Annotated in this window: 22 protein-coding genes and 1 tRNA gene; 8 read left to right on the top strand and 15 right to left on the bottom strand. The window is 61.6% G+C overall.

Annotation, left to right across the window (positions count from 1 at the left end; translation table 11 throughout):
• The first annotated feature begins 22 nt into the window (after positions 1 to 22).
• The 5 genes from pal to J3P85_RS23030 all read left to right on the top strand — a co-directional run bounded on the left by pal (position 23) and on the right by J3P85_RS23030 (position 3,007).
• Positions 23 to 520, top strand: coding sequence for a peptidoglycan-associated lipoprotein Pal (gene pal, locus J3P85_RS23050; protein ID WP_003205029.1), 498 nt, complete (start codon positions 23 to 25; stop codon positions 518 to 520).
• Positions 521 to 526: 6 nt separating this feature from the next.
• Positions 527 to 1,360, top strand: a complete 834-nt coding sequence (gene ybgF / locus J3P85_RS23045) for a tol-pal system protein YbgF (protein WP_250963420.1) — start codon at positions 527 to 529, stop codon at positions 1,358 to 1,360.
• 166 nt (positions 1,361 to 1,526) lie between these two features.
• Entirely contained in the window at positions 1,527 to 2,174 is a 648-nt protein-coding gene (queE, locus tag J3P85_RS23040; protein ID WP_186706351.1) for a 7-carboxy-7-deazaguanine synthase QueE, read from the top strand.
• Between the two features lie 19 nt (positions 2,175 to 2,193).
• Positions 2,194 to 2,868 carry a 7-cyano-7-deazaguanine synthase QueC gene (gene queC / locus J3P85_RS23035; RefSeq protein WP_170862027.1) on the top strand — a complete coding sequence of 225 codons (675 nt, stop codon included), beginning with the start codon at positions 2,194 to 2,196 and terminating at the stop codon, positions 2,866 to 2,868.
• Positions 2,869 to 2,931: 63 nt separating this feature from the next.
• Positions 2,932 to 3,007 (top strand) — tRNA-Lys (locus J3P85_RS23030).
• 304 nt (positions 3,008 to 3,311) lie between these two features.
• Here J3P85_RS23030 and J3P85_RS23025 read toward each other — a convergent pair.
• From J3P85_RS23025 to J3P85_RS23000, 6 genes are all read right to left on the bottom strand, one after another.
• Positions 3,312 to 4,247: a LysR family transcriptional regulator gene (locus J3P85_RS23025; protein ID WP_434703633.1), complete on the bottom strand. Its 936-nt coding sequence runs from the start codon at positions 4,245 to 4,247 to the stop codon at positions 3,312 to 3,314.
• Positions 4,248 to 4,355: 108 nt separating this feature from the next.
• Entirely contained in the window at positions 4,356 to 5,543 is a 1,188-nt protein-coding gene (locus J3P85_RS23020; RefSeq protein WP_434703631.1) for a cyanate transporter, read from the bottom strand.
• Positions 5,544 to 5,985: 442 nt separating this feature from the next.
• Positions 5,986 to 6,897, bottom strand: coding sequence for a copper homeostasis membrane protein CopD (gene copD / locus J3P85_RS23015; RefSeq protein ID WP_434703629.1), 912 nt, complete (start codon positions 6,895 to 6,897; stop codon positions 5,986 to 5,988).
• A 4-nt stretch (positions 6,898 to 6,901) separates the two neighbouring features.
• Entirely contained in the window at positions 6,902 to 7,279 is a 378-nt protein-coding gene (gene copC / locus J3P85_RS23010) for a copper homeostasis periplasmic binding protein CopC (RefSeq protein ID WP_434703628.1), read from the bottom strand.
• Positions 7,280 to 7,323: 44 nt separating this feature from the next.
• Positions 7,324 to 8,202, bottom strand: coding sequence for a copper resistance protein B (locus J3P85_RS23005; RefSeq protein WP_434703626.1), 879 nt, complete (start codon positions 8,200 to 8,202; stop codon positions 7,324 to 7,326).
• Between the two features lie 10 nt (positions 8,203 to 8,212).
• Positions 8,213 to 10,021 (bottom strand): copper resistance system multicopper oxidase, encoded by a 1,809-nt coding sequence (locus J3P85_RS23000; RefSeq protein ID WP_434703625.1) that lies wholly within the window; start codon positions 10,019 to 10,021, stop codon positions 8,213 to 8,215.
• 458 nt (positions 10,022 to 10,479) lie between these two features.
• On the opposite strand from J3P85_RS23000, the gene nadA reads away from it, so the two are divergent.
• Positions 10,480 to 11,538 carry a quinolinate synthase NadA gene (nadA, locus tag J3P85_RS22995; RefSeq protein ID WP_003205010.1) on the top strand — a complete coding sequence of 353 codons (1,059 nt, stop codon included), beginning with the start codon at positions 10,480 to 10,482 and terminating at the stop codon, positions 11,536 to 11,538.
• Positions 11,539 to 11,719: 181 nt separating this feature from the next.
• Here the strand turns inward: nadA and J3P85_RS22990 are convergent, their stop codons facing one another.
• From J3P85_RS22990 to J3P85_RS22955, 8 genes are all read right to left on the bottom strand, one after another.
• Positions 11,720 to 12,208 carry an RDD family protein gene (locus J3P85_RS22990; protein WP_434703623.1) on the bottom strand — a complete coding sequence of 163 codons (489 nt, stop codon included), beginning with the start codon at positions 12,206 to 12,208 and terminating at the stop codon, positions 11,720 to 11,722.
• Positions 12,209 to 12,301: 93 nt separating this feature from the next.
• Positions 12,302 to 12,514 (bottom strand): cold-shock protein, encoded by a 213-nt coding sequence (locus tag J3P85_RS22985; protein ID WP_003175786.1) that lies wholly within the window; start codon positions 12,512 to 12,514, stop codon positions 12,302 to 12,304.
• Between the two features lie 393 nt (positions 12,515 to 12,907).
• Entirely contained in the window at positions 12,908 to 14,032 is a 1,125-nt protein-coding gene (gene gcvT, locus J3P85_RS22980; RefSeq protein WP_434703622.1) for a glycine cleavage system aminomethyltransferase GcvT, read from the bottom strand.
• Between the two features lie 31 nt (positions 14,033 to 14,063).
• Entirely contained in the window at positions 14,064 to 15,440 is a 1,377-nt protein-coding gene (locus tag J3P85_RS22975) for an L-serine ammonia-lyase (RefSeq protein WP_434703621.1), read from the bottom strand.
• Positions 15,441 to 15,672: 232 nt separating this feature from the next.
• The gene (gene gcvP, locus J3P85_RS22970) at positions 15,673 to 18,522 is read right to left on the bottom strand and encodes an aminomethyl-transferring glycine dehydrogenase (protein ID WP_434703619.1); all 2,850 of its coding nucleotides are present in this window, start codon (positions 18,520 to 18,522) and stop codon (positions 15,673 to 15,675) included.
• A 10-nt stretch (positions 18,523 to 18,532) separates the two neighbouring features.
• On the bottom strand, positions 18,533 to 18,916 hold the full coding sequence (gene gcvH, locus J3P85_RS22965) for a glycine cleavage system protein GcvH (RefSeq protein WP_434703618.1): 384 nt from the start codon (positions 18,914 to 18,916) through the stop codon (positions 18,533 to 18,535).
• A gap of 429 nt (positions 18,917 to 19,345) precedes the next feature.
• Positions 19,346 to 20,854 (bottom strand): sigma-54-dependent transcriptional regulator, encoded by a 1,509-nt coding sequence (locus tag J3P85_RS22960; protein ID WP_186706339.1) that lies wholly within the window; start codon positions 20,852 to 20,854, stop codon positions 19,346 to 19,348.
• A gap of 245 nt (positions 20,855 to 21,099) precedes the next feature.
• Positions 21,100 to 22,005: a LysR family transcriptional regulator gene (locus J3P85_RS22955; protein WP_434703617.1), complete on the bottom strand. Its 906-nt coding sequence runs from the start codon at positions 22,003 to 22,005 to the stop codon at positions 21,100 to 21,102.
• A gap of 114 nt (positions 22,006 to 22,119) precedes the next feature.
• Between J3P85_RS22955 and J3P85_RS22950 the strand changes: the two genes are divergently transcribed.
• Both J3P85_RS22950 and J3P85_RS22945 read left to right on the top strand, forming a co-directional pair.
• On the top strand, positions 22,120 to 22,998 hold the full coding sequence (locus tag J3P85_RS22950) for an MBL fold metallo-hydrolase (RefSeq protein WP_434703616.1): 879 nt from the start codon (positions 22,120 to 22,122) through the stop codon (positions 22,996 to 22,998).
• A gap of 262 nt (positions 22,999 to 23,260) precedes the next feature.
• Complete coding sequence (locus J3P85_RS22945; protein WP_434703615.1) at positions 23,261 to 23,875, top strand: NAD(P)-dependent oxidoreductase; 615 nt, start codon at positions 23,261 to 23,263, stop codon at positions 23,873 to 23,875.
• 9 nt (positions 23,876 to 23,884) lie between these two features.
• Here the strand turns inward: J3P85_RS22945 and J3P85_RS22940 are convergent, their stop codons facing one another.
• Positions 23,885 to 24,214 (bottom strand): GlpM family protein, encoded by a 330-nt coding sequence (locus J3P85_RS22940; protein WP_187293334.1) that lies wholly within the window; start codon positions 24,212 to 24,214, stop codon positions 23,885 to 23,887.
• Between the last annotated feature and the right edge of the window lie 5 nt (positions 24,215 to 24,219).

Genomic DNA, 24,219 nt, shown 5'->3' with positions numbered 1-24,219 from the left:
GGGGTTCATTAGGAGTTTCACGATGGAAATGCTGAAGTTTGGTAAATTTGCTGCGCTGGCTCTGGCCATGGCTGTAGCTGTAGGTTGCTCGTCCAAAGGCGGCGACAATGCCGGTGAAGGCGCTGTTGATCCAAACGCTGGTTACGGCGCTAACACCGGTGCAGTTGACGGCTCCCTGAGCGAAGAAGCTGCTCTGCGCGCAATCACCACCTTCTACTTCGAATACGACAGCTCGGACCTGAAGCCAGAAGCCATGCGCGCTCTGGACGTTCACGCCAAAGACCTGAAGTCGAACGGCGCTCGCGTTGTTCTGGAAGGCAACACCGACGAACGTGGTACTCGTGAGTACAACATGGCACTGGGCGAGCGTCGTGCGAAAGCCGTTCAACGCTACCTGGTACTGCAAGGTGTTTCCCCAGCTCAGCTGGAACTGGTTTCCTACGGCGAAGAGCGTCCAGTTGCTACCGGCAACGACGAGCAGTCCTGGGCTCAAAACCGTCGCGTCGAACTGCGTAAGTAATTCGTCATGCGAACGTGCCGTCGTGCTGTAACTGTTCTGGCTCTCAGCCTCGCGCCGCTTGCGGCGTGGGCTGCGGTTCCTGTGGTCGATAACGATGCCGGCTATAACAATAGCGGGAGCAGCTATCCGCCTGCAGGTTACGGTACGAACGGCGCCTATGCCGGGGGAGGGGTTTCGGCCCCTGTCTCGGCACAGGGCCAGCTGTTCAACCAACTGCAGCAAATGCAGGATCAGATATCGCGCCAACAAGGTGTGATCGAAGAACTGCAAAATGATATCTCGCGCATGAAGCAGGAAAGCCTGGAGCGATACCAGGATCTTGATCGGCGCATAGGAACCGGCGTTGCACCTGCCGCGACTCCTGAGAATTCTCCTGCCGGTGGCGACTTGAACGCCCCCGGTGCAGCCGCAGGCGCGGGGGCAGCCGCTCCGGCAGCACCTGCCGCCGGTGGCGAACCGGCTGATCCGGCGAAGGAAAAGCTCTATTACGATGCTGCCTTCGACCTGATCAAGGCCAAGGATTTCGACAAGGCCAGCCAGGCCTTTGCCGCTTTCCTGCGCAAATACCCAAACAGCCAGTACGCGGGCAATGCCCAATACTGGCTGGGCGAAGTGAACCTGGCCAAGGGCGACCTGCAAGGTGCCGGCCAGGCGTTCGCCAAGGTGTCGCAACTGTATCCCAAGCACGCCAAGGTGCCGGATTCGCTGTACAAGCTGGCTGACGTAGAGCGCCGCCTCGGTCACACCGACAAGGTGAAAGGCATTCTGCAGCAGGTGGTGGCCCAGTACCCGGGGACATCCGCCGCCCAGTTGGCCCAGCGTGATCTGCAACGCATGTAAGCCGGCTTGAGCTGTTTTGAAGAAACCCGCGCCTGTCGCGGGTTTTTTCGTTAGAATTCACGCCCTTTTTATGAAACACGCTTTTTGGGATCTGCGCGTTGGCGGGGTTCCTTGAAGTGCCTGACGGAGGCGGACAGCCTGTTTAGCTGTTACGCCCGTGGCGACTATGCAAGACACATTGAGAATCACCGAAGTTTTTTACTCGTTGCAGGGTGAAACGCGAACGGCTGGGCTGCCCACGGTATTCGTGCGCCTCACCGGTTGTCCGTTGCGTTGCCAATACTGTGACAGCGCCTACGCCTTCAGCGGCGGCACCGTGCGATCCCTCGACGATATCCTGGAACAAGTGGCCAGTTATCGTCCGCGTTATGTCTGTGTCACGGGCGGCGAACCCTTGGCGCAACCCAACGCCATCCCCTTGCTCAAGCAGTTGTGCGATGCCGGTTACGAGGTTTCGCTGGAAACCAGCGGCGCCCTGGATATCTCGGCCGTCGACCCGCGCGTCAGCCGCGTCGTGGACCTGAAAACCCCAGGCTCCAAGGAAGCGCATCGCAACCGTTACGAAAATATCGAACTGCTGACGCCCAACGATCAGGTCAAGTTCGTGATCTGTTCGCGAGAGGATTACGACTGGGCCGTGTCCAAGTTGATCCAGTACGGGCTCGATCAGCGGGCCGGCGAAGTGTTGCTATCGCCGAGTCATCACGATTTGAGCGCCCGGGATCTGGCGGATTGGGTGGTGGCGGATAACTTGCCGGTGCGCCTGCAACTGCAGCTGCATAAATATCTTTGGAACGACGAGCCGGGGCGCTGAGATGACTGAACATTCGAACATGGCTGAAAAACGTGCGGTCATCCTGTTGTCCGGTGGCCTGGATTCGGCCACGGTCGTGGCCATGGCCCGTGCCGAAGGCTATCGCTGCTACACCATGAGTTTCGACTACGGCCAGCGCCACCGCGCCGAGCTGCACGCCGCCGAACGGGTGGCCCGGGACTTGGGCGTGGTGGAACACAAAGTCATCGGCTTGAACCTCAACGGTATCGGCGGTTCGGCCCTGACCGACAGCTCCATCGACGTGCCCGAGGCCCCAAGTGAAGGCATTCCGGTGACCTATGTGCCGGCGCGTAACACGGTGTTCCTATCCTTGGCGCTGGGCTGGGCGGAAGTGCTGGGCGCCCGCGACATTTTCATTGGCGTCAATGCCGTGGATTACTCCGGCTACCCGGACTGCCGCCCGGAGTTCGTCGAAGCGTTCGAACGCATGGCCAACCTGGCCACCAAGGCCGGCGTGGAAGGGCAGGGTTTCCGCATCCAGGCGCCGTTGCAGAATCTGAGCAAGGCCGACATCGTCAAGGCGGGCGTGAAGCTTGGCGTGGACTATGGACTCACCGTTTCCTGCTATCAGGCCGACGATCAGGGCCGCGCTTGTGGCAAATGCGACAGCTGCCGCCTGCGTGCAGAAGGCTTTGCGGCGGCGGGTGTGAGCGATCCAACCCGTTATTTTTGATTTATTTCAAATTAAGTGTTGAATAGTCCTTAGAAATCAGTATTATACGCGCCACCACACAGCGGGTCGTTAGCTCAGTTGGTAGAGCAGTTGGCTTTTAACCAATTGGTCGTAGGTTCGAATCCCACACGACCCACCATTTTTAGCTGTTTTAAAAGTCTGGAAGGCCCACGAAAGTGAGGATTTCCGGATTTTTTTTTGCCCATGAAAAAGCCCACCCTCTGAAGTCAATGCTGTTCACTTAAGGCAATCGGCAAACCCGTGGCGAGGGAGCTTGCTCCCGCTGGGCCGCGAAGCGGCCCCAAAACCTGCCAAGTGCGGCGTATCAGACACACCGCACCCGCCGGTTTACGACTGCTTCGCAGCCGAGCGGGAGCAAGCTCCCTCGCCACAGGGTCATCATTTTTCTTAAGTGAACGGCATCGCACCCACCGAAGTGGGGGTCAGAGCAGGCCCTCCTCGGCGCATACTTGCATGATCTGCTCGCGAAGCCAGATGTTGGCGCTGTCCTGGCTCGCTTTCTCGCTCCATACCATCTCCAGGGTAAAGTTCGGTAAGCCCGTGGGTGGCGGGTGTTCGCCGAATTGTGCTTGATCGCAAATCAATGCCTGGATACGCCGAGGCAATGTCAGGACGAAGTCGGTTCCAGCGATCAGGTTCAACGCTGCTACGTAGCTGTTGGCTCTTGCGACTATCTTGCGGCTATAACCCTGTCGGGCGAGCCAGCCATCGATCATGTTGGTGTCAGACGTCCACGGTGTTGGAAACACGTGCTGGCGCGCGGCAAACGCTTCCAGGCTGAAGTCTCCTTGCGGCCCTGGGAAATTTTTATCGAGCACGCACACCAACTCGTCTTCGAGCAGCACCTGCGAGCGCAGACCCTTGACGTCGCCATGGAAGTGCGGCCCGAAACAGACGACAAGATCGAAGCGATCGTCCCGCAGTGCATCAACTGGAATATCCCGATGAAATTTCGTCGTGTTGATGACCACCGCAAAACGCTTGCCGATGAAGCGTTTGACCAATTTGGGCAGGATCAGCAGTTCAAAGTATTCCGGCGCACAGAGGTTGAAGGTGATTTCTTCCTGATTCGGATCGAATGTCTGGAGGCCGGAATGGCATTGATTGATTGCCTCTAGAACCCCCAGTATCTTGCCGTACATGGCGGTGGCTTTATGAGTGGGGCGCATACCGGAGCGGGTACTGATGAACAGCTCGTCCTGGAAACTGGTGCGCAGTTTCCTCAGGCAGTAGCTCACGGTTGACTGGCTGACGCATAAGGCCTCGGCGACCTGGGTGACGCTGCCTTGTTCGTACACCGCTACAAAAACCATCAGGTCTTGCATGTCCAGCTTTCTGAGCAGGTTACTGACCAGCATCAGCTATTCTCGGCGTCATCCCTGCGTCTCTCTTTGTCCTGGCGAAAGTCCTCCATTTATACAGGAGCCCGGGGCTTTTATCTTTGCTGGGCTTACGACAAGCGCGGTCTAGTCTATATGCCGCGCGTATTGCTTGGGATCGAAGCGCAGGACCATCAGGAGCATCAACGCCATGACGGCAGTGAGTGACCACCAGGCCCATTCGAAGCTGCCCGACTGATCGCGAATCATCCCGGCAATCAATGGCGAGAGCCCGGCGATCAGGTAGCCAATGCCTTGCACGAACGCGGTCAGGCCACCGGCTCGTCGCGGGTTGTCCAAGTGGTCGAGGGAGACGATCAAGCTCATTGGGAACAGGCCGCCGATGCCCAGGCCCAACAGGCAAGGCCACAACAGGCTGAAGCGTTCCGGGCTGAGAATCAGGCCGCAGAAGCCGCCGATGATCAGGGCCAGCAGGGCGGTGAGGACCCAGCGTTTATCCCGGCTGCGGTTGGCAATCGCCGGAGTGACGAGGCCGGACAACACTTCCATGGCCGTGAGGAACCCCAACAGCAGGCCAGCGTGTTGTTGGCTCCAGCCCTTCTCTACATAGTACGGGGCCAGCCAGGCCAGTACGCAGGTGTAGGAGGCGGTGCCCAGGCCGAAGAAAATCGCCAGCAGCCAAGCCCGGGAATTGCTGAAGAATGACGCTTGCTGCCGGACAGGCGTTCCGGGCAATGGGGTCACGGCTGCACGTTGGGCGTACCAGCAACCCAGGGCGACCAACGCCAACAGTGCCCAGATCGCCAGGCCGATGCGCCAGCTGCCAGTTTGCGACAGGACAAACGGCGAAAACGATGCGGCAAGTGCCGCCCCGCCCATGATCGACGTGACATACAAACCCATGAACAGCGAGACGTTGTCGGCGTAGCGCGACTTGATCAGGGCCGGCATCACCGCCTGGATCAACGCGATGCCGAGCCCGGCCAACACCGCGCTGACGATCAGCTCGGCGGCGCTGTCCAGGTACAAGCGCGATGCGGTGGCGATACCGATGATCAACAGCGACAGCACGATGGTGCGGTGCTCGCCGATGCGCAGGGCGATGCGCATGCCCAGGAACATCGCCAGGCCCATCGCCATCACCGGCAACATGGTCAACAGCGAGGCGGTGCTGAAGCTCAGCGGGACCTCCCCGCGCATGGCGGATAACAGCGGCCCGACGGCGGCCATCGAAGGTCGCAGGTTCAGCGCCACCAGCACGATGCTGACCATCAGCCAGACGGCATGGGTGCTTGAGGTTCGAACGTTTTCCATGACAGGGCCTTGGCTGGATAAAGCCCCATTTAGGCCAGGGCACCGTGCGATGGGCAAACTGAAAACTGGCAGGGCTTATCGAATAATTAAATGCCTCTCACCCGGCCTTTGTGGCGAGGGAGCTTGCTCCCGCTGGGCTGCGATGGCAGACCTAAGGATATCGATCATTCCCACGCTCCTGCGGTGTTCATGAGGCTTGTGTTCACCACCGCCCAGTGTGGGAGCGAGCTTGCTCGCGATAGCGGTGGGTCAGTCAGTGAAGATGTTGAATGCCAGTCCGCCATCGCGAGCAAGCTCGCTCCCACAGGTGATCTTGGGTGTTCATGAGGCTTGGGTTCACCACAGGCCCAGCGTGGGAACTACCAAACACCGAGTGCTCAGGTTTTGGGGGCGCTTCGCACCCCAGCGGGAGCAAGCTCCCTCCCCACGGATTGAGTGCCGGTTATTCCATCACCGGGCTCAACGTCCCCAACCAAGCCACCAATCCGAGGATGACCACCGCCACGGAGAGCTCCAGGACCATGCTGCGCCGCAGGGCGTTCACCGCTACCCCATGCTCGCCGCTTCGCCGGGCATTTTCCAGGAGTGGGCTCAGGTGAAATCGGTTCAACGCGGCGAACACCAGCATGGCCGTGAACAAAATAAGTTTGAGCGCCAGCAACTGACCGTAAAGGCTGTCGAGCACCCCGACGATACTTGGGCCAACGATGAACAAATAGTTGACCACCCCCGTCACACTGATAACCACCACGATCACTGCCCCGGCGGTTTCAAACCCGATCAATGTCCGGGCCAGCACCGCCAGTTGCGGTTCCGCCTGGCGCAGCAGCAGGGCAAACGCAGCCAGGGCACCGATCCAGCCACCCGCCGCCCACAGGTGCATAAAGTCGGTGATGAAATGCCAGTTGCGGCGTGTCCCTTCATCCATCGCGCCGTGGCCTGCCCAGGCCAGCGTCGCCAGTGCCACGGCTCCGCCCAGCGCGACCAGGCCGAGGCTGGTGGTCGGCCAACGCTGATTGAGCGTCACGGCGACACCGGCCAGCAGCAACGCCGCCATGCGTAGCATCCAGGCCAAGCCGAGGTCGGTCTCCACGACCATCATTTCAATGTGCGGCCACAGCTCGGCCCACGTCGAAACACCGCTCATGGCCCAGGCCATGCACGCCATGGCGGCCAGGGAAAGCAGCCCGCCCAGCACCGCCGTGGCCAGCAGCAGTGGCGCGAAAGGCAACTGCGCACCCGACACCCGCTCCTGGCCTCGCAGGCTATACAGGCCAAACGCAGCCAGGCCGAACAGCAACATCAAATCCAGGTACAGGGCAAAGCGCAGCGCGATGTTGATCGAGTCGCTCATCAACTCACTTCACCTTGAACGTGACGTTGCCGGTGATCGGGTGCGTGTCGGACGAAACCGCGCGCCACTGGACCTGATAGGTGCCCGCGGTGAGAGGGGCATTCGGCGTGATGACCATGGTTTTCGGATCATCACTGCCGGACACCTTGGCCGGCATGGGCATGGGCGAATGTGCCGCCATGCCCGGCATCGCGGTCATCATCAGCTTGGCGCCGGAAAACTTGGTCAGCAGGTTTTCGGAAAAGTGCAGCTCGATCTTTGCCGGTGCCGCCCCTTCGGCGCCTTCGGCCGGGGTGGAGGACAGCAGTTTTGGATGAGCCTGGGCCTGGCCACTGAGCAACAGGCCAACGGACAATGCGACAGCGGTTTTGATGACTGACATGCAAGGACTCCTACAACTTGGTTTTTAGTTTTTAGTGAAACAGATCAGAACCACAGGCGCAGGCCCAGCACCAAGCGGGCTTCGCTGCGGTCTTCGCCCTCTTCTCGGACGTAGTCGGCGGTGTTGCCATAGACCCGATTCCAGATGACGCCAATGTAGGGCGCGAATTCGCGGCGTATTTCGTAGCGCAGCCGCACGCCGAGTTCGGTGTCCGACAAGCCCGAACCGACGCCACGGGCGGGATCGTTCTTGCCATAGAAGTTGGCTTCTGCGGTGGGCTGCAGGATCAACCGATTGGTCAACAAGATGTCGTAGTCGCCCTCCAGGCGCGCCGCGCTCTGGCCACCTTCGCCGATGAACGCGGTGGCTTCGGCTTCGAAGTTGTACAGCGCCATGCCTTGCACGCCGAAGGCGGCCCAGGTTTGCGAATCGCCCGGCTTGAAGTCCTGGCGCACGCCGGCCACCACGTCCCACCAAGGGCTGATGGCGTGGCCCCACAACGCCTGCAATTCGGCTTCTTCGGTCTTGCCATTGAGGCGTTCACCTTCGGAGCGCAGCCACAAACGGTCGATGTCGCCACCGATCCAGCCGGAGGCGTCCCAGCTCAGGGCGCTGCCGTCATCGGCGTCCTGCCATTCCAGTTGGTCGATGAGGAAAAATGAATGGATGGCGCTGTCGTGCACCGCGTGTCCGCCATGATCCTCGTAGACGGCGGCGCGGTCGGCGGCGGTCAGTGCCGGGATCGGCGTGCGGCTGCTGGTCGGCGCCGGTTGCATGGGTTCCATGCCCTGCATCGAGTCCATGCCTTGCATCTGGCTGTGGTCCATGCCGGGCATGTCATTGCTCGCGGCCCAGGCCGAGAGGCTGCTGCCAAAAGCAAGAATGGCCAGGGGCAGGGCGGGGTATTTCACGATAGGCGTCATGGTCGCTTCCTCATTCCTGCACCCGAACTTCACGGAACATGCCCATCTCCATGTGATACAGCAGATGGCAGTGATACGCCCAGCGCCCGAGCGCATCGGCGGTGACCCGGTAGCTGCGTCGGGCGCCTGGTGGCACGTCGATGGTGTGCTTGCGGACCATGAACTGGCCGTTCTCATCCTCCAGGTCGCTCCACATGCCGTGCAGGTGGATGGGGTGGGTCATCATGGTGTCGTTGATCAGCACGATGCGCAGTCGCTCGCCGTACTTGAGCAGCAGCGGTGCGGCGTCGGAGAATTTCACGCCGTTGAACGACCAGGCGAATTTCTCCATGTGCCCGGTCAGGTGCAGCTCGATCGTGCGGCCCGGCTCGCGGCCGTCGGGGTCGGGGAAGGTGCTGCGCAGGTCGGCGTAGGTCAGCACTTTGCGTCCGTTATCGCGCAGCCCCATGCCTGGGTCATCGAGCTTGGGCTTGGCGTCCATGGCCTGCATGTCCACCAGGGGATTGTCTTTCTCGGTGTCGGGGTGCGAGAGCATGTTGTCCATGCCCTGCGTGGCACTGTGATCCATACCTGCCATGTCACCCATGCCCTGCATCTGGCTGTGATCCATGCCTTGCATCGTGCTGTCGTCCATCCCCGCCATGCCCTGCATCGAGCCGTGGTCCATGCCTTTCATTTCGCCCATGCCGCTGTGATCCATGCCAGCCATGCCCATGTCGTCCATGGTCACCAAGGGGCGTGGGTCCAGGGGCGGCACCGGTGCCGACAGCCCGGCCCTGGCCGCGAGAGTACCGCGGGCGTACCCAGTGCGGTCCATGGACTGGGCGAACAGGGTGTAGGCCTCTTGGGTCGGTTCGACGATGACGTCATAGGTTTCGGCCACGGCGATCCGCAACTCATCGACGCTCACCGGTTTGACGTATTGGCCGTCGGACGCCACCACCGTCATCTTCAAGCCGGGAATGCGCACGTCGAAATAGCTCATGGACGAGCCGTTGATAAAGCGCAGGCGCAGGCGTTCGCCAGGCTTGAACAGGCCGGTCCAGTTCATGTCCGGCGCCTGGCCGTTCATGAGGTAGGTGTAGGTGGCGCCGCTGACGTCGGCCAGGTCAGTGGGGTTCATCTTCATCTCGGCCCACATCTTGCGATCGGCCACGGTGCTGGCCCAGCCGTTCTTGCCCACATCGTCGATGAAGTCGCCAACGGTGCGTTTGTTGTAGTTGTAGTAGTCCGACTGTTTCTTGAGCTTGCGCAGGAGGGCGCCAGGGTCTTCGTCGGTCCAGTCGGTGAGCATCACCACGTAGTCCCGTTCGTACTGGAAGGGTTCGGGTTCCCTGGCATCAATCACCAGCGGCCCGTAGACCCCGGACTGTTCCTGGAAGCCGGAATGGCTGTGGTACCAGTAGGTGCCGTTCTGCCGGACCTTGAACTGATACACGTACATACCGCCGGGCTCGATGCCCTTGAAACTCAGCCCCGGAACGCCGTCCATGTTGGCCGGCAGCAGGATGCCGTGCCAGTGGATGGAGGTGGTGTCCTCCAAGCGATTGCGTACCCGCAGGGTCACGGTGTCGCCTTCACGCCAGCGCAACAGCGGGCCGGGGATGCCACCGTTGATGGTCTGGGCGGTGCGGGGGCTGCCGGTGAAATTGACCGGGCTTTCGCCGATGAAAAGGTCGAACTCGGTGCCTGTCAGTACGCTGGGCAGGCCCGAGCCGGTGACTGCCCAGACCGGCGCACGCCACAAGCCCAGGCCGCCGAGGATGCCGCCGGCAGTCAGGCCCTTTACGAAGGTTCGCCGGGAAGTTTTTGTTTGCATGGGATGAAAGTCCGTCCGTCGATTCGCAGCGAACACCGGTTCCCCTGTGTCGCGTTGAAAAGAAGATGACATAAGCCGGCGGAGCGGGTGATTACATTTCAGTCAGCTTGCCGGACGTGAATACCGGGGCGCTTTTGTGGCGAGGGAGCTTGCTCCCGCTGGGCCGCGAAGCGGCCCCGAGATCTGCCATCCTATCTGCCAGTCTGTTGTCCCGGCCTTTTTGGGGCCGCTTCGCAGCCCAGCGGGAGCAAGCTACCTCGCCACAGTGGAGCGCATCCGGCTCTGTGGTCGGGCACAGGTCAGAATGATCTTTTGCATCGACGGGATATTCTGTAGCCTTGCCGGCTTCACGCTGTCCCGTGCCTGATTGATACCCACTTTCCCGGCGGTACCCGAGTGGTCCGGAGCCGGGTGTATACTCGACTTTCGCGCTAAACGCGCTTGCAGGTCTTGCGAACATGACGCAAATTTCCGAACGCCTTCTGGTCCAGGCCCACCTCGACGCCAAGCAGCCCAAGCCGCTGACCGCCGAGCAAGAGGCCTGGTACCGCGCCGCCATCGCCGCTGAGCTCAAGGCTCAGGACGCGGTGCTGGTCGCGCACTTCTACTGTGACCCGATCATCCAGGCCCTGGCCGAGGAGACCGGGGGCTGTGTCTCCGATTCCCTGGAAATGGCCCGCTTCGGCAATGCCCATCCGGCCAAGACCGTGGTGGTGGCCGGGGTCAAGTTCATGGGCGAGACCGCCAAGATCCTCAACCCCGAAAAACGCGTGTTGATGCCGACCCTGGAGGCCACCTGCTCCCTGGACCTGGGTTGCCCGGTGGACGAATTCTCGGCGTTCTGCGACCAGCATCCGGAGCGCACGGTGGTGGTGTATGCCAACACCTCGGCGGCGGTCAAGGCCCGTGCCGACTGGGTGGTGACGTCCAGTTGCGCGCTGGAAATCGTCGAAAGCCTGATGGACAACGGCGAGACGATCATCTGGGGGCCGGACAAGCACCTGGGCACCTACATCCAGCGCAAGACCGGCGCCGACATGCTGCTCTGGGACGGCGCCTGTATCGTCCATGAAGAGTTCAAGTCCAAGCAGTTGGAAGACATGAAGGCGTTGTACCCGGACGCCGCGATCCTGGTGCACCCGGAGTCGCCGACCTCGGTGATCGAACTCGCGGATGCCGTGGGGTCCACCAGCCAGTTGATCGCCGCGGCCCAGACCCTGCCGAACAAGACGCTGATCGTCGCCACCGACCGCGGCATTTTCTACAAGATGCAGCAGTTGTGCCCGGACAAGGTCTTCATCGAGGCCCCTACTGCCGGTAACGGCGCGGCGTGCCGTAGTTGCGCACACTGCCCATGGATGGCGATGAATACCCTGGAACGGACGCTCAAGAGCTTGCAGGAAGGCGCCAATGAGATCTTCGTCGACCCGGCGCTGATCCCCCAGGCGATTCGCCCCCTCAAGCGCATGCTGGACTTCACCCAGGCGGCGCGGATGAAGCTGGCGGGTAATGCCTGAAGCTGAAGAAGATTGCGGGGCTGCGAGGATTTTGTGGCGAGGGAGCTTGCTCCCGCTGGGCTGCGTAGCAGCCCCAAACGAGCCACCGCGCGGTTATTCTGTCATACCGCATTGGCTGGATTACGACTGCTGCGCAGCCGAGCGGGAGCAAGCTCCCTCGCCACGGGGTTGTAGTGCGTTCCTACTTGGTCTTCTTCGGAATCCGCACCAGCTGCGTATCCGAATAGATGTCATGCCAGCTGCGCTGGCGCTTGTCGAACAGCGCCCAGATAAAGCCCAGCCCCACCAGCAGCAATGACGCAATCGACACCACGAACCGCAACAGCGCCTGCCACAGGCTGATGGCGGTGCCATCGGCGTTCTGCACACGGATGCACCACACCTGCATGCCCAGGGTCTGGCCGTTGTGGGTCCAGAACTTGGCGAAGAAGCCGAACAGCATGAACAGCAGCACGGTGGACAGCAGCGGATCGCCATCCAAGGCACCGGCTTCGGTCAGGGCGCGCATTTTTTCTTCGCCGATGATCGCCATCTGGATCATCTTGTAGGCGCCGCTGGTCACGATCAGCAGCGCCGTGCACAACAAGAAGTCATAAAACATCGCAGCCAGGCGACGGCCCAGGCCGGCGGGAGGAAAGTCACCCTGGGGGGTGAGCAAGTGTTTCGACATGACGGCCTCGAACAAAAAAGAAGCCATTTTACGGATTTACGCCCATAAAAAAGCCCCTGATATCAATCAGGGGCTTTTTAGTTCGCGAAAGCCTTAGGCTTCGGCTTGAACCTCGTCAGCCTGCATGCCCTTCTGGCCTTGCACGGCAACGAAAGTGACTTTCTGGCCTTCTTTCAGGCTCTTGAAGCCGTTGCCCTGGATGGCACGGAAATGCACGAACAGATCCGGACCGCTTTCAGGTGTGATAAAACCAAAACCCTTCTCGTCATTGAACCACTTGACGGTACCGCTCTGACGTTGAGACATTTTCTTATTTCCTTTGACGCTAAAATTGATGACAGCCTCTTTCACATGAAAGAGTACTGGGGCTGGGTTGCAGGAAAGTAAGAGACGTCGAACGGGATGTAGCGAACTTCATAAGCTACTGCCCAGGTCACGATTCCAAGCGACCCATGCAAACACAGTGACCAAACTCTACGCCAACTTCGAATGAAAAAACAACCCCCCGGAAGGCCCTGTATTTGCTCAGCTTGCCAGCATTTACGCCGCTTGCGGAGCGGGGCTTATTCGATAGGCTAGTTCAATTGTTGTCCACGTTATAAAGATCGATCACCTCTAAAGATATGCACCTTTTTATGGCGATTGCGTTACACATTAGTGCACGTATAACGCAATCGCGTTACTTATAGAAACAACCAATCAGCCGCGGTAGTAGCGCTGTGGAACGAATGGCATTTTGCTTACACGCAAAGGCACCTTTTTCCCACGCACGATGGCCCAGACCGGCGTATCCAGCGCTACATAAGCGCTGTCCAGGTAACCCATCGCCAACGGCGCGCCCAAGGTCGGGCCGAAACCGCCGCTGCACACAGTGCCGATAATCTCGCCGGCTTCGTTGACGATCTCCGCACCTTCACGCACCGGTGTGCGTTCCTGGGGCAGCAGGCCGACGCGTTTGCGGCTCACGCCGCCCTGTTGTTGGGCGAACACGGTCTCGGCCCCGGGGAAACCACCGGCGCGGGCACCGTCGGCACGGCGCACTTTGGAAATCGCCCACAGCAGGCTGGCTTCGATTGGTGTCGTCTCGGTGTTCATGTCGTGGCCGTAGAGGCACAAGCCGGCTTCCAGGCGCAGGGAATCACGGGCGCCAAGGCCGATGGCCGCGACTTCCGGCTCGGCCAGCAGGGCGCGGGCGAGTTTTTCCGCATCGGCGGCGGGTACCGAGATTTCGAAACCGTCTTCACCGGTGTAGCCCGAACGGCTGACAAAGCAGTCCACGCCCAACAGCGTGACGCGCTGGAACTGCATGAAAGTCATTTTCGCCACGTCCGGTGCCAGGCGGGCGAGCACGGTGACGGCGGCCGGGCCTTGCAGGGCGAGCAGGGCGCGGGTTTCGAACAGCGGCTCGATGCTGCATTGGTCGCCGATTTTCCCTTGCAGGTGAGCCAGGTCCTGATCCTTGCAGGCGGCGTTGACCACCAGGAACAGTTCGTCATTGCCCAGGTTGGCGACCATCAGGTCGTCGAGGATGCCGCCGTTGTCGTTGGTGAACATGGCGTAGCGCTGCATGCCCACCGGCAGGTCGATGATGTCCACCGGCACCAGGGTTTCCAGGGCCTTGGCAGCACCTGCGCCGGTCAAGCGGATCTGGCCCATGTGGGACACGTCGAACAACCCGGCCTGATCGCGGGTGTGCTGGTGTTCCTTCATCACGCCCAATGGGTACTGCACCGGCATGTCGTAGCCGGCGAACGGCACCATGCGGGCGCCGAGTTCGAGGTGCAGGGCGTGCAGCGGGGTTTTCAACAGTTGTTCGGTGGACATATCAACTCCTGGAAAATGAAAATGACGCGCGTCAGCATTCGATGATGTTGACCGCCAGACCGCCGCGGGCGGTCTCCTTGTATTTGCTTTTCATGTCGGCGCCGGTCTGGCGCATGGTGCGGATGACTTTGTCGAGGGAGACGAAGTGATGCCCGTCGCCGCGCATGGCCATGCGCACCGCGTTGATGGCCTTCACCGAACCCATGGCGTTGCGTTCGATGCACGGTACCTGCACCAGGCCGCCGATCGGGTCGCAGGTCAGGCCGAGGTTGTGCTCCATGCCGATCTCGGCGGCGTTTTCCACTTGCTGCACGGTGCCGCCGAGCACTTCGCACAAGGCACCGGCGGCCATGGAACAGGCCACGCCCACTTCACCCTGGCAACCGACTTCGGCGCCGGAGATGGAGGCGTTTTCCTTGTACAGGATGCCAATGGCGGCGGCGGTCAGGAGGAAGCGCACCACGCCGTCCTCGCTGGCCCCGGGGATGAAGCGCATGTAGTAGTGCAGCACGGCCGGGATGATGCCCGCCGCTCCGTTGGTCGGGGCGGTGACCACGCGCCCGCCGTAGGCGTTTTCTTCGTTGACGGCCAAGGCATACAGGTTGACCCAGTCCAGCACGGACAACGGATCACGCAATGCCGCTTCGGGGTTCTTGCACAGCTGGCGATGCAGCGCGGCGGCCCGGCGCTTGACCTTCAGCCCGCCCGGCAGAATCCCTTCGTTGCGACAGCCCGCCGCCACGCAGTCCTGCATCACCTGCCAGATCTTCAGCAGGCCGGCGCGGGTCTCTGCTTCGGGGCGCCAGGCGCTTTCGTTGGTCAGCATCACCTGGCTGATGGACAGGCCATAGGTGCTGCAATGGCCCAGCAGGTCCTTGGCACTCTTGAACGGGAAGGTCAGGGGCGTGGCGTCTTCGACGATGCGGTCGGCGCCAGCGGCGTCTTCATCCACGACAAAGCCGCCACCGACCGAGTAGTACTCGCGGCTGCGCACTTGCAGCCCGGCGGCATCGAAGGCGCGGAAGATCATGCCGTTGGGGTGAAAGGCCAGCGGCTTGCGGATCATTGCCAAGTGCAGCTTTTCATTGAATTCGATGGAGTGTTCGCCGAGCAGGTTCAGGCGACCGTTGCTGCGGATCTCCTGGAGCCGGGCGTTCACCGTCTCGGTGTCCACGGTGTCGGGGTGCTCGCCCTCCAGGCCCAGCAACACGGCCTTGTCACTGCCGTGGCCCTTGCCGGTGGCGCCGAGCGAGCCATAGAGCTCGACCTTGACGCTGGTAATGCTTTCAAGCAGATCGTCACGGCGCAGCCCCTCGACAAAACGGGCAGCGGCACGCATCGGGCCGACGGTATGGGAGCTGGAAGGACCGATACCGATCTTGAACAGGTCGAACACGCTTAACGACATGGTGTTTCTCCGGTTTCTTTTTATGAGATCGACGGTTTACAAGGCTTGGCACATTCCCCTTGTGGGAGCGAGCTTGCTCGCGATTGCGGTGTGACAGTCACCTGAGTGCTGACTGACAACCCGCTATCGCGAGCAAGCTCGCTCCCACAGGGACTGTGGTTTCCTTGAGAAAATGCTTTCTCAAGGGATGCGGTGTGTCTGAAAGGGGCGAGTAAACCCACCCCTTCACAGATCAAGCGTAGCTTTCGATCGACGGGCAGGCGCAGACCAGGTTGCGGTCGCCGAACACGTTGTCGACCCGGCCCACGGGCGGCCAGTACTTGCCTTCGACCAACGACGCCACCGGGTACACCGCCTGTTCGCGGCTGTACGGGTGGGTCCAGTCGCCGACCAGTTCCGCCGCGGTGTGCGGGGCGTTCTTGAGCGGGTTGTCGTCTTTGTCCAGGCTGCCGTTTTCCACCGCGCGGATTTCTTCGCGGATGCAGATCATGGCGTCGCAGAAGCGGTCCAGCTCTTCCTTGGATTCGCTTTCGGTCGGCTCGATCATCAACGTGCCGGCCACCGGGAACGACATGGTCGGGGCGTGGAAACCGAAGTCGATCAGGCGCTTGGCCACGTCATCGACGCTGATGCCGCTGCTGTCCTTGAGCGGACGCAGGTCGAGGATGCATTCGTGGGCCACCAGACCGTTGCTGCCGGAGTAGAGCACCGGGTAATGCTCTTCCAGGCGACGGGCGATGTAGTTGGCATTGAGGATCGCCAGTTGCGAGGCGCGCTTGAGGCCGGCGCCACCCATCATGCGGATGTACATCCAGGTGATTGGCAGGATGCTCGCGCTGCCGAACGGCGCCGCGCACACCGCGCCTTCCTTGCGTTCCATGTTGGCATGGCCCGGCAGGAACGGCGCCAGGTGCGACTTGACGCCAATCGGGCCGACGCCCGGGCCGCCACCGCCGTGAGGGATGCAGAAGGTCTTGTGCAGGTTCAGGTGCGACACGTCGCCGCCGAACTTGCCCGGGGCGCAGAGGCCGACCATGGCGTTCATGTTGGCGCCGTCGATGTACACCTGGCCGCCGTTGTCATGAATGATGCCGCAGATTTCGCGGATGCCTTCTTCGAACACACCGTGGGTGGACGGATAGGTGATCATCAGCGCGGCGAGGTGTTCGCGGTGCTCGATGGCCTTGGCGCGCAGGTCTTCGATGTCGACGTTGCCACGGGCATCGCAGGCGGTCACGACCACGCGCATGCCGGCCATGTTGGCGGTGGCCGGGTTGGTGCCGTGGGCCGAGGAGGGGATCAGGCAGATGTCGCGACGGTCTTCGCCACGGCTCTGGTGATAGGCGCGGATCGCCAGCAGGCCGGCGTATTCACCCTGGGAGCCGGCGTTGGGTTGCAGCGACACCGCGTCATAGCCGGTGGCGGCGCAGAGCATGGCTTCCAGCTCGTCGGTCAGTTGCTGGTAACCAGCGCTTTGCTCGGCCGGGGCGAACGGGTGCAGGGCGCCAAACTCGGCCCAGGTCACCGGGATCATTTCGCTGGCGGCGTTGAGTTTCATGGTGCAGGAACCCAGCGGGATCATGGTGCGATCCAGGGCCAGGTCCTTGTCGGCGAGCTTGCGCAGGTAACGCATCAGCTCGGTTTCGGAGTGGTAGCGGTTGAACACCGGGTGGCTGAGGATCGCCGATTGGCGCACCAGCTCGGCCGGGATGCGGCTTTGCACGTTGGCGGCCAGTGCGGCGAAGTCTGGCAGGGCCTTGCCGTCGGCCAATAGGTTCCACAGTGCTTCAACGTCAGCCTGGTTGGTGGTCTCGTCCAGGGACAGGCCCAGGCGCTCAGTGTCCACCACGCGCAGGTTGATGCGTTGGGTGCGGGCCTTGTCGTGCAGCACGGCGGTTTGCGCGCCGGTGTGCAGGGTCAGGGTGTCGAAAAAGCGCTCTTGCTCGACGTTCAGGCCCAGCGCGCCCAGGCCCTTGGCAAGGATTGCAGTCAAGTGATGGATGCGGTTGGCAATTTGCACCAGGCCCTTGGGGCCGTGATACACAGCGTACATGCTGGCGATGTTGGCCAGCAGCACTTGGGCGGTGCAGATGTTGCTGGTGGCTTTCTCGCGGCGGATGTGTTGTTCGCGGGTCTGCATCGCCAGGCGCAGGGCCGGCTTGCCGAAACGGTCCACGGAAACGCCGACCAGACGGCCCGGCATGTCGCGCTTGAACGCATCCTTGGTGGAGAAATAGGCCGCGTGCGGGCCGCCGAAGCCCAGCGGCACGCCGAAGCGCTGGGCGCTGCCGATGGCGACGTCGGCGCCGAATTCGCCCGGAGGCGTCAGCAGGGTCAAGGCCAGCAGGTCAGCGGCGACGGCCACCAAGGCGTTGGCGGCGTGGAAGCGTTCGGTCAGTTCGCGGTAGTCGAACAGGTCGCCGTTGCTGGCCGGGTATTGCAACAGCGCGCCAAAGAAGCCGCTGACGTCGCTCAGTTCCCGCTCATCGCCCACGACCACGTCGATGCCCAGGGGCTCGGCACGGGTGCGCAGCACGTCGAGGGTTTGCGGGTGGCTGTGGACGGAGGCGAAGAACGCGTTGCTGCCCTTGTTCTTGCTCAGGCGCTTGCAGAAGGTCATGGCTTCGGCGGCGGCGGTGGCTTCGTCCAGCAAGGAGGCGTTGGCAATCGGCAGGCCGGTGAGGTCGCTGATCAGGGTCTGGAAGTTCAGCAGTGCTTCGAGACGGCCCTGGGAGATTTCTGGTTGGTACGGGGTGTAGGCGGTGTACCAGGCCGGGTTCTCCAGCAGGTTGCGCAGGATCGGCGCCGGCGTGTGGCAGTTGTAGTAGCCCTGGCCGATGTAAGTCTTGAACAGTTGGTTCTTGCCGGCGATGGCCTTGATCGAGGCCAGTGCATCGGCTTCGCTCTGGCCGTCGCCCATGTCCAGCACGCTGGTGCCCTTGATGCTTTCCGGGATGACGCTGGCGCTCAAGGCTTCCAGGGAGTCGTAGCCCAGGCGTTCGAGCATGGCTTGCTCGTCGCCTGCACGCGGGCCGATGTGGCGGGCGATGAATTCGTTGGCGGTGCCGAGATTAACGGTCATGGTGCGCTCCTCAGGCTTCGGCGTTGGCTTTGATCAGGCGATCATAGGCATCTTGATCCAACAGCTTAGCCACTGCGCCGGCGTCGGTCGGTTTAAAGCGGAAGAACCAGCCTTCGCCCAGCGGATCTTCGTTGACCAGTTCCGGGCTGGCGTCGAGCTTGTCGTTCACTTCCAACACTTCGCCGTCCAGGGGCATGTACACGCCGCTGGCGGCCTTGACCGACTCCACGGTGGAGGCTTCGGCGCCTTTTGCGTAGGCCTGCAATTCAGGCAGTTGCACAAAAACCACGTCGCCCAATGCGTTCTGCGCGAAAGCGGTGATGCCTACGGTGACGCTGCCGTCGGCTTCGGCGCGCAGCCATTCGTGATCTTCAGTGAAACGCAACTCGCTCATGGAAACTCCTGGGGCCAGATTCGTCTGGTGGACGCGAAGAAAGGCGCGGGGCTTGGCCCGGCCGAATGGTTATACCCATAGCAAGAATGCGGCCAATGTAATTAATGGCTTATATATCAATAGGTTGAGTGGATAGGTCGAGACTTGGATTGGCTTGGGTGTAGCGAAATCGCTACAGCTGCATGCCTGGAAAAAATCGTTGTGGGATCAAAGCCTTGCACCATGCAGGTTAGCGCGGTGTGTAGCGATATCGTTCCGCTGTAGCGCTTTCAGTACAGTGGAGGTCGTTTTTGACCCTACTTTCGAATGCAACACAAGACACCTGTGGGAGCGAGCTTGCTCGCGATGACGGTAGCCCAGTCAGCCATAGGGTGACTGACACATCGCTATCGCGAGCAAGCTCGCTCCCACAGGGGAACTGCGGCGGGTTTAGGGCTTCCCGGAAATACCGTACTTGCGCAACCGATGGGCAATCGCGGTATGGGAGGTCTGCAGGCGGCTGGCCAACTGGCGGGTGGACGGGTAGTTGGCATACAAACTTTCAAGCAGGTGCTTCTCGAAGCTTTCCACAGCCTGTTCCAGACTCTCGACTTCCACATCACCTTGGCGCGCCACCGAGGTGCCGGCGATGTCGAGGTCGCCGATGTCCACCAGGCTGCTTTCGCAGATGGCGGCGGCGCGGAAGATCACGTTCTGCAATTGCCGCACGTTGCCCGGCCAGCGGTTGCCCAACAGTGCCGGATACGTGCCGGGAGCGAGGCGGCAGACCGGGCGCTGGATTTGCGCGCAGGCCTGCTGCATGAAATAACGCGCCAGCAGCAGGATGTCCTGGCCGCGCTCACGCAGCGGCGGCACTTCGACGTTGAGCACGTTCAGGCGATAAAACAGGTCTTCGCGGAACGAGCCTTCGCTGACCATTTTCTCCAGGTTGCGGTGGGTGGCGCTGAGGATCCGCACATTGACCTTGATTTCCCGGTCGCCGCCGACCCGGCGGAAGCTGCCATCGTTCAGGAAACGCAGCAACTTGGCTTGCAGGTACGGCGACATCTCGCCGATTTCATCGAGGAACACCGTGCCTTGGTTCGCCAGTTCCATCAGCCCTGGCTTGCCGCCCCGTTGCGCCCCGGTGAAGGCGCCGGGGGCATAGCCGAACAATTCACTTTCGGCCAGGTTCTCCGGCAGCGCGGCGCAGTTCAGGGCCAGGAACGGTGCGCTGTGACGGGCGCTGATGGCGTGGCAAGCCCGGGCCACCAGTTCCTTGCCGGTGCCGGTTTCGCCCTGGATCAGCAACGGTGCATCCAGGGCCGCGACGCGCTGGGCCCGGGCCTTGAGGGTGCGGATCGCCGGGGATTCGCCCAGTAGCGCGTCGAAACCTTCGGCGTGATCGTGATGCAGGGCCGACAGGCGCTCGCCGATGCGGTTGGGCTGATAGAGCGTCAGCAGCGCGCCGGCATCGGTGATGGGCGTGGCGTCCAGCAGCAAGGTCTGGCCGTTGAGGGTGATTTCCCGCAGTGGCAAGCGGAAACCGTTCTCCAGCAGGGCGCCGAGCAATGCCTCGTCACCGAACAGCTCGGCCACGCTTTCCCCGGCCGGTTCACGCCCGTACAGGGCAATCAGCGCCGGGTTGGCCAGCAACACCTTGCCGGCGCTGTCCAGGGCCAGCACCGGGTCGGTCATGGCGGCGAGCAAGGCATCGAGCTGCAAGTGCCGGCGCTGGCCCGGCAGGATGTCCACCACGGTGACGGCCTGCACGCCGCGCACGCTGAACAGCGCCTCGCGCAACTCGTCGAGCACTTGCGGGCTGAGGGTCGGGGCGTCGATGTAGACGTTGGGCGGCACCATCTCCACGGCATCCAGGTTGAGATTGCGCCCACCGAGCAAGGCCAGGACTTCCTGGGTGATGCCGACGCGGTCGATGAAACTGACGTGGATACGCATGGGGCGGTTTAGGGTTCTGGAGTGCGGAGGGTGGCCAGTATGCCTTGGGGCGGGCTGTTGGTGAAATCCCGACGCAGCCTTGAGGCTGCACCGAGATCCCCTGTGGGAGCGAGCTTGCTCGCGATAGCGGTGTATCAGTCAATAAAGGTTGGCTGACACTCCGCTATCGCGAGCAAGCTCGCTCCCACAAAGGCTCCCACAAAGGCTCCCACAAAGGCTCCCATAAAGGCTTGCGCAGAGGGGCGCTACAATCCCACATCCCACTCAGGCGTCTCAGGAAATTTCAGCACCAGAAAATCCAGCAGGCTGCGCAACGCCGACGGCATGTGCTTGCGTGAGGCATACACCGCGTACATGTTCATCCGGCGCGGTTCGGCGTGGCCCAGCAGTCGCACCAGTTCACCGCTCTGGATATGCGGGCCAGCCTGGTAGCTGGGCAACATCGCCACGCCCGCGCCGGCTATCGTGGCCTGGAGCAAAGTGCTGGCTTCGTTGGCGCTGATATTGCCTTGCACCGGCACCGCGACCGGCTCGCCGTCCTGCTCGAAATGCCACAGGCTCTTGCCGACGTAGGAATGGGTCAGGCAGTTGTGCCGGCTCAGGTCTTCCACGCGCAGCGGTGTCGAATGCTCACGCAGATACCGCGGCGACGCGCAGATCACCGAGCGGCAGACGGTAAGGCGGCGTGCGATCAGGTTCGGGTCCAGGTCGTTGCTCATGCGGATCGCCAGGTCGATGCGTTCATCCACCAGGTTGACGGTGCGGTCGAGCATCTGCAGGTCGACGCTCACCCCTGGGTAGCGCTTGACGTATTCGGCCATGGCGCTCGCCAGTTGGGCCTGGCCGAACGAAGTGCTGGCACTGATGCGCAACATGCCCCGGGGCGCGTCGTCCGAGGTGCCGACGGCGGCTTGCATGTCGCCGGACAACTCCAGCATTTGCCGGCAGCGCGGCAGGATTTCCGTGCCGGCGGCGGTCAGGCTCAGTTTGCGCGTGGTGCGGTGCATCAGCCGGGCACCGACCCAGTCTTCCAGCTCTGCCAGGTAGCGCGACACCACCGGCCGCGAGAGGTCCAGGTGCTCGGCCGCCGCTGACTGGCTACCGAGGTCGACCACCGTGACGAACACCCGCATTGCTTGTAAACGATCCATGATTTGCCCGCTTTCAGAAACAAACTATGTCCCAGCATCGCATTTTTTGTAACGAGTCAGGCAACTAAGCTCAGTCTCATTCCCCTGACGGGTTTTTGAACAACGGAGCACACCATGACCGGATTTATCCCACTCAAGCGCCTGCTGCTGGCCACCGCCGCCCTGGCCTTCACCGCCCAGGGCTGGGCCGCCGATTTGACGCTCGACGTCTACAACCCTGGTGCGGCGGCGATTTTTCCAGTGACGTCGGTGTTGGTCAGTGGTGAGAAGGAGGCGATTTTGGTGGACGCCCAGTTTGGCAAGACCCAGGCCGAGCAGGTGGTGGAAAAAATCCGCGCCAGTGGCAAACGGCTGACCACGATCTACATCAGTCATGGCGATCCTGACTACTATTTTGGCTTGGAAACCCTCACCGCCGCGTTCCCTGAGGCAAAGGTGCTGGCGTCGGCGCCGACCGTCGAACACATCAAGCACACCCTGGACGGCAAGCTGAAATATTGGGGGCCGATCCTGAAGACCGATGCACCCACCAAGGCCATCGTGCCCCAGGTGTTGAAGGGCGACAGCCTGACCCTGGAAGGCCAGCGCCTGCAGATCGTCGGCCTCGATGGCCCACAACCGGACCGCAGTTTCGTCTGGATTCCATCGATCAAGGCGGTGGTTGGCGGTGTCGTGGTGGCCGAGAACATTCATGTGTGGATGGCCGACACCCAGACGCCGAAGTCGCACAAGGATTGGCTGGCGACGCTGGATCACATTGAAACGCTGCAACCGGCCACTGTCATTCCCGGCCATTATCTGGGTGAAAGCGCCCGTTCCCTGGCCCCGGTGACATTCACTGCCGGTTACATCAGGGCCTTCGATGAAGAAGCCGCCAAGGCCAAGGATTCCTCCGCGCTGATCGCTGCCATGAAGCAACGCTACCCGAACCTGGGTGAAGACAGTTCCCTGGAACTGAGTGCCAAGGTGGCGAAAGGCGAGATGAAGTGGTGAGGTATTGAGACAGCGATGAGGCTGGGCTGATGCGCTTTTGTGGCGAGGGAGCTTGCTCCCGCTGGGCTGTGTAGCGGCCCCAATACCAGCCAATGAGTCGTGACTGGCACACCGCATGAGCATTTTTGCGACTGCTGCGCAGCCGAGCGGGAGCAAGCTCCCTCGCCACAAGGGCTTCATTTCAAGCCATAAAGGCTCATGTCACTTGGAAATATTCAAGCAACTGCTTCAGTAGCATCTTGTGTAATCAACGGAGAACACCATGAGCAAAATCGCAATCATCGGCGCCACCGGGCGTGCGGGTAGCCAGCTGTTGGAAGAGGCCCTTCACCGTGGTCACAGCGTGACGGCCATTGCCCGTAACACCGCGCAAATCGGCGAAAGGGCCGGGGTGGTCAGCAAACAGCTGGATGTATTGGACAGCGAGGCATTGACTGCGGCCATCGCTGGCCACGACGTGGTGATCAGTGCCGCGCACTTTGCCACCGTGCCGGCCGACAAAATCATCGCACCGCTGAAGGCCGCCGGGGTCAAGCGCTTGCTGGTGGTCGGCGGGGCCGGTTCGTTGCTGCTGCCGGATAACAGCCGGGTGATCGACAGTGATGGTTTCCCTGAAGAATACCTGGAGGAAGCGTCGGCCGGTGCCGTGTTCCTGGATGTGCTGCGCAAGGAACAGGACTTGGACTGGACCTTCCTCTCGCCTTCGGCGGAGTTCGTTGAAACCGAGCGCACCGGGCAGTTCCGAGTGGGCAAGGACCACCTGCTGTTTGATGGCACCGGGCGCAGTTGGATCAGCTTTGCCGATTACGCCATCGCAATGATCGATGAAGTGGAAACGCCGCAGTTTTCGCAAAAGCGGTTTACCGTCGGTTATTGATCACAGGGATCAGCCGTGAAGCCGCACCCAGACGCTGACCAGCACCGTCGCCGCCATCAGCCAGGCGACGGCTGCCACGGCCAATGAGGCTTCGAGGCGCATGCGGTCGACCATCACGTACAGCGTTGCGAGATAGACGAAGTACGGAATGATCGACCACATGCCAAACACGATGGTGGTCTTCAGGTCGTCCACCGAGCGGCCCTTGCCGACGATGTAGTGGGCGATCAGGGCGAAGGTGGGGAACAGCGGCACCAACCCGGCGATGTAGTAATTCCTGGTCTTGGCGAGCATCGCCAGGATGACCACCACGGCGGCACCCAGCGCGGCCTTGAAAATCAGAT

The organism is Pseudomonas sp. Z1-12, assembly GCF_051132015.1.
Classification (GTDB): domain Bacteria; phylum Pseudomonadota; class Gammaproteobacteria; order Pseudomonadales; family Pseudomonadaceae; genus Aquipseudomonas; species Aquipseudomonas zanjanensis.
Note: the sequence above shows the minus strand (reverse complement) of the source record. Positions and strands in the feature narration are given on the sequence as shown.